This window comes from Robiginitalea marina, from assembly GCF_024006985.1.
Taxonomy (GTDB): domain Bacteria; phylum Bacteroidota; class Bacteroidia; order Flavobacteriales; family Flavobacteriaceae; genus Robiginitalea; species Robiginitalea marina.
Window position 1 is genome coordinate 1 of record NZ_JAMXIB010000023.1, and the last position, 5,199, is coordinate 5,199.

The window sequence follows — 5,199 nt, forward strand, 5'->3', positions numbered from 1 at the left end:
TTCGCTCTACTTCAGGGGGTTCGAAATGACATGTGGGCCAATTACAATTGCAACTGCCGACTGCCAACTTGTTCCAATATCCCGTATCTTGTAGCAACCAAAAGACCCAACCACCGTGTTCCACTTCCTCCGCGCCGCTGGCAGGCTCCGAACATTCCGGATGAATGCCCGTGTCAAACTCCCGGCCATAGTCCTCGGGGTCCTGACGGCCCTGGGTTTGGGGTGTTCCTCCCCCCAATCCTTCGACATCCTGATTAAAAACGGGCAAATCGTCGATGGCTCGGGCGGGAAGGCCTTCACCGCGTCCATGGGCATCAACGCCGATACCATTGCCGCCATAGGCGACCTTTCGGGGGCCCGCGGCAGGCTGGAAATCGATGCCGCCGACAAGGTGGTGTCGCCCGGGTTTATCGACATCCACGCCCACCTCGACCCCATTTTGGAACTTTCGCACTGCGAAAGCCACGTGCGCCAGGGCGTTACCACGGCCCTGGGCGGGCCCGACGGCAGCAGCCCCTGGCCGCTGGGGCCTTACCTCGACACCCTGCAGCAGGTCGGCATCGGGATGAACGTGGGCTACCTGGTCGGCCACAATACCGTGCGTCGCAATGCCATGGGGCTCGAAAACCGGGCCCCCGAAGCCGGGGAACTGGCCCAAATGGAAGCGGAAATTGCCCAGGCTATGGCCGAAGGCGCCTTCGGGATTTCCACCGGGCTGAAGTACCTGCCCGGCGCCTTTTCCAACGTGGAAGAAGTGATTGCCCTGTCGAAAGTGGCTGCAGCCCGGGGGGGCATCTACACCTCCCACCTGCGCGAAGAAGGGCTGGGATTGCTGGAGGCGGTGCGGGAAGCCATCCTGATTTCCCGGGAGGCGGGCATCCCCGTGGTCCTGACCCACCATAAAGTGGTGGGCAAACCCATGTGGGGCAAAAGCAAAACCACCCTGGCCATGGTCGATTCCGCCAGGGCGGCGGGGCTCGATATCAGAATAGACCAGTACCCGTACAACGCGAGCTATACCAGCCTGTCGATCCTGATCCCGGGCTGGGCAAGGGCCGGGGGCGACGCAGCCTTCCGGGAGCGGGTGGGCGACCCTGTGCTGCGCGACAGCATCAGGGCGGGCATCCTGTTCAACCTCATCAACGACCGCGGCGGGGCCGACCTGAAGCGGGTGCAGTTTGCCAAAGTATCGTGGATGCCCGAACTGGAAGGGAAAACCCTGTACGACTGGAGCCGGCTGAAAGGTGTGGAGCCCACCCTGGAAAACGGGGCCGACCTGGTCATCGAGGCCCAGCTAAACGGCGGGGCTTCCTGCGTGTTCTTCGCCATGGAGGAAGCCGATGTGCAGCGCATCATGCAGCACCCCCAAACCATGGTCGCCTCCGACGGCAGGCTGGTGGCGCCAGGCATGGGCCACCCCCATCCGCGCTGGTACGGCACCTTCCCCAGGGTCCTGGGGCAGTATGTGCGCGAAAAAAAGATCCTTTCCCTGCCCGAAGCCATACACAAAATGACCCTGATGCCCGCCCGGGCCATGGGCCTGCCCGACCGCGGGCTGCTGCAGGAAGGCATGAAAGCTGACATCGTCGTTTTTGACCCGCAGACCGTGGCCGACAAGGCCACCTATGAAACCCCGCACCAGTATCCTGTGGGGATCTCCCACGTGCTCATCAATGGGCGGGTTTCAGTGGAAAACGGGGTCTTCCAACCCCGGAAAAACGGGGTGGTGCTGCGGAAGGAATAAAGCGGTATCCGGAAGGGAGACTTGCGCGCGTTATGGTGATCACTAGGGCCAAATTATGATTGCGTATTTGTGTCATTTCGAAAGAGGGAGTCCCGATCCCGATAGCTATCGGGGCGACTGAGAAATCTCACAAGGCGACCCCTGCACATCATAATGCTAACCTATCCCAATATCCCGTACCTTTAGGCAACCAAAAGACCCAACCCCCTTGCTCCGCTTTTTCCGAACCATCCGCCAACGACTCCTCTCAAACAACAAATTCAGCAGTTACCTGCTTTACGCCATAGGGGAAATCCTGCTGGTGGTGATCGGTATTTTGATCGCCCTGCAGGTGAATAACTGGAATGAAGGACGCCTGGAACGAAAGGAAGAGGTAGAGGTCTTAAAAAGCGTAAAGAAGGACCTGGCCAATACCATTAAGGAGTTTCAATATTTAAACCAGATCCGCGATAAGGTCCTTTACGGGACCAGGGGGCTTTTTCAGGCAGCGGGCACCGATGGGGTCAAAGGGCAGGAACTGGACAGCCTTATCGGGCTTACCTTCTACCGGCCGACCTTCAACAACAAACAGGGCGCCATAACCCTGTTGTTCACCTCGGGAAAGATCAACCTGATACAAAATGATTCCATTCGCGAACTCCTGCTGTCGTGGCCGGGACTGATCGACGATATGGTGGAAGAGGAGGTCTTTGCCGTAAAGCTCTTTCAGGATTCCTATTATCCGGCACTCTCGAAATATGTGTTCCTGGACGGGATCATCGTTACTGCAATGTCTACCTCTTTCTTTGGTACGATCACCCCGGAGAAACGATATAGCACCCTGCCGATAGAGACCGATTACAACGGGTTATTGGCCGACCGGGACTTCCTGAACCATTTGAGGATGAGGGCCACCCACATGCAGATCACAAAAGGGGAAACCCATGACATGATCCTCCATGCCAACGGCATTATAGCGCTGATCGATGAGGAAATCGGTCGGTAACCCTGTGCCCCGCTAATGTCATTTCGAAGGAGCCCTCCCGATAGCTATCGGGGCGACTGAGAAATCTCACCAAACAAGCCCTGCACATCATACTGCTAACCTATCCCAATATCCCGTACCTTTAGGCAACCAACTCCAACCCTTATGAAAAAACCGATTGCGCTCCTCATTCTCCTCGCCCTGGGCTGTGCGCCCCAACCGGAAAAAGTTTCAGAAGCCGAGGCCATCCGCGTGGTAGAGGGCTTTTTTGAGGCCCTTGACGTCGACAATGACGACCCGGGCCTGCTGGACCGGTATACCACCGCGGATTTCCTGATCTACGAGGCCAGTAAGAAAATGACCAAGGCAGAATTCGTCGAATTCGCCTCCGGCTCACCTGCCCTTGAAACCGATTGGGAACTAAGCGATTTCAGGGTTTCCACAGACTATAATTCCGCCCACGTGAGCCTGTTTAACCGCGGGACCTTTGTGGGCCAGGTCGACTCTGTAAAGCTACGCCTCAACCTGGAATGGCTGGAAAGCGCATACCTGGTAAAGGAGAACGATTCCCTGAAGATCAAATTCTACTTTTCAGACAACGTGGGCAGGTCCACAGACACCATTCAGTAGCCTGTGTTCCGCTTCTTCCGAAAACTCCGCCAAAACCTCCTCGCCCAGAACCGGGTCACCCGCTACCTGTTGTACGCCGTGGGGGAAATTGTGCTGGTGGTGATCGGGATCCTGATCGCCCTGCAGGTCGACACCTGGAACCAGTGGCGCAAAGAGCGCGAAATGGAACAGATGGTTTTGAAGCAGCTTCGCGACGACTACCGGGCCAACCTGGTCCAGCTCGACCAGAAAATCCGCATGCGGGAAGCGATAATAGAAGCCTCCCTGGATATACTCCGGGCCATGGACCACCCCGAAGGGGCCTCCCGCGACAGCCTTATCAGTAACATGGCCATCCTGCTGATCGACCCCACCTTCGACCCCATCGAGAACGACTTCAGCAGCAACGGCGATTTACGGCTGATTACCAACCAGAAGCTCAAAAGGCTGCTCTCGAACTGGAGCGCCGACATTGTGGCGGTGCGCGAACTGGAACACAACTGGGTAGACATCCTGAAGCAGGAATACGTGCCGATACTTGTGAATCTGGGCGTGAACCGCGACCTGGCCCATACCTTCCTGAACGACCTGGAAATGGACTGGGCCCTCTCGGGCACGGCCCGGTTTGAAAATGTGGCCGTGGGGAAGGCCAAAAAGACGGTTGCCCTGGAAACCCTTACTGCGCATGTCCCCCTGGAAGGCCTGGTGTCCGCTGCCCTGACCTATAATACCACGGCAAACCTGGAATCGCAAACCCTTCGCGAACGCATCGAAGAAGTGCTGGCGCTGATAGAATCGGAGATCCGGTGAGGGAGGCCCGGGGCTTTGCCAACCGGGCGGGGTACATCAAAGCCCTGATATTGGCCAAGCGCCGCGACAGGATCCGGTTGCTGGCCGCTGCCCGGGCCCTGAAAAACGAACTGGGGAATTTTGCTCCCCTGGAAAATCCCCCTGCGAAATGAAACGAATCCTGCATACCCTCAAAGAAAAGTGGCCGGAATACCTGCTGGAAATCGTAGTGCTGGTCATCGGCATCTACGGGGCGTTTGAACTGAGCAATTACGGCGAGGGCCAGGCCCGCAGGCGGGCGGAAATCGAAATCCTGAAAGGCTGCAGAACCGAGCTGCTGGCAGACCTGGCCGATATTGACCTGAATATTTCGGAATTGCAAAAAAGCATGCAATCCATAAACCTGGTCCTGGGCTTGCTGGAAGGCAATGGCACCTACCACGATTCCCTGAGCCGACACTTTAATTACACCCTGCTCCCCCTGCATTTCGTGCATTCCACCAGCTCCTTTGAAATGCTGAAATCAAAAGGGCTCGACCTGGTTTCCAACCCGGGGCTGAGGGCCCGCCTGGTACGGCTGTACGACTCTCAGTACGATTTTTTCCTGGCGGGGGAAGCCGAAGAATTGGCTGAGGTCCAATACGGCATGAGGCACATCTTTCCCGGGCGGTTTGAATCAGGGTATAATTTTGAAGGGGGACCCACCCTTGAAGGTACCCTGGTCCCCCTCGATTTTGAAGCCCTGAAAAAGGACGCCGAATACCTGTACTTCCTGAAAACCCAGCGCAACCGGACCCGGTCGTACCTGGGATACTTTTATGCCAACCTCGAAAACTCGGTAACCGCGATGATCGCGGAACTGGATACAGAGTTGGCCCGGCTGGAGCAGTGATTGCGTGTTCCTGTCATTTCGAAGGAGGGAGTCCCGATCCCGATAGCTATCGGGATCGGGACGACCGACTGAGAAACCTCATCTAGCATGACCCGGACACCTTTCTTGAGTTTTCTCACCCCTGAAGTGAGCTTCGCTCTACTTCAGGGGGTTCGAAATGACATGTGGGCCAATTACAATTGCAACTGCCGACTGCCAACT

At 56.9% G+C, this 5,199-nt stretch carries 6 protein-coding genes; all 6 read left to right on the plus strand.

Annotated features, from left to right (window positions below; all coding sequences use genetic code 11):
- The first annotated feature begins 115 nt into the window (after positions 1-115).
- The 6 genes from NG653_RS14540 to NG653_RS14565 all read left to right on the plus strand — a co-directional run bounded on the left by NG653_RS14540 (position 116) and on the right by NG653_RS14565 (position 4,998).
- Positions 116-1,744, plus strand: coding sequence for an N-acyl-D-amino-acid deacylase family protein (locus NG653_RS14540; protein ID WP_252742448.1), 1,629 nt, complete (start codon positions 116-118; stop codon positions 1,742-1,744).
- Positions 1,745-1,952: 208 nt separating this feature from the next.
- Complete coding sequence (locus tag NG653_RS14545) at positions 1,953-2,729, plus strand: DUF6090 family protein (protein ID WP_252742449.1); 777 nt, start codon at positions 1,953-1,955, stop codon at positions 2,727-2,729.
- A 144-nt stretch (positions 2,730-2,873) separates the two neighbouring features.
- Positions 2,874-3,338 (plus strand): hypothetical protein, encoded by a 465-nt coding sequence (locus tag NG653_RS14550; RefSeq protein WP_252742450.1) that lies wholly within the window; start codon positions 2,874-2,876, stop codon positions 3,336-3,338.
- A 3-nt stretch (positions 3,339-3,341) separates the two neighbouring features.
- Positions 3,342-4,127, plus strand: a complete 786-nt coding sequence (locus tag NG653_RS14555) for a DUF6090 family protein (RefSeq protein ID WP_252742451.1) — start codon at positions 3,342-3,344, stop codon at positions 4,125-4,127.
- Entirely contained in the window at positions 4,124-4,279 is a 156-nt protein-coding gene (locus NG653_RS14560) for a hypothetical protein (RefSeq protein WP_252742452.1), read from the plus strand. Before NG653_RS14555 ends, NG653_RS14560 begins: the two co-directional genes overlap by 4 nt.
- Positions 4,276-4,998: a hypothetical protein gene (locus NG653_RS14565; protein WP_252742453.1), complete on the plus strand. Its 723-nt coding sequence runs from the start codon at positions 4,276-4,278 to the stop codon at positions 4,996-4,998. Before NG653_RS14560 ends, NG653_RS14565 begins: the two co-directional genes overlap by 4 nt.
- The last annotated feature ends 201 nt before the right edge of the window (positions 4,999-5,199 follow it).

Excerpts from the sequence above, each read along its gene's own strand:
- NG653_RS14565 (WP_252742453.1), top strand. The coding sequence starts at position 4,276 with ATGAAACGAATCCTGCATACCCTCAAAGAAAAGTGGCCGGAATACCTG.
- NG653_RS14550 (WP_252742450.1), top strand. The coding sequence starts at position 2,874 with ATGAAAAAACCGATTGCGCTCCTCATTCTCCTCGCCCTGGGCTGTGCG.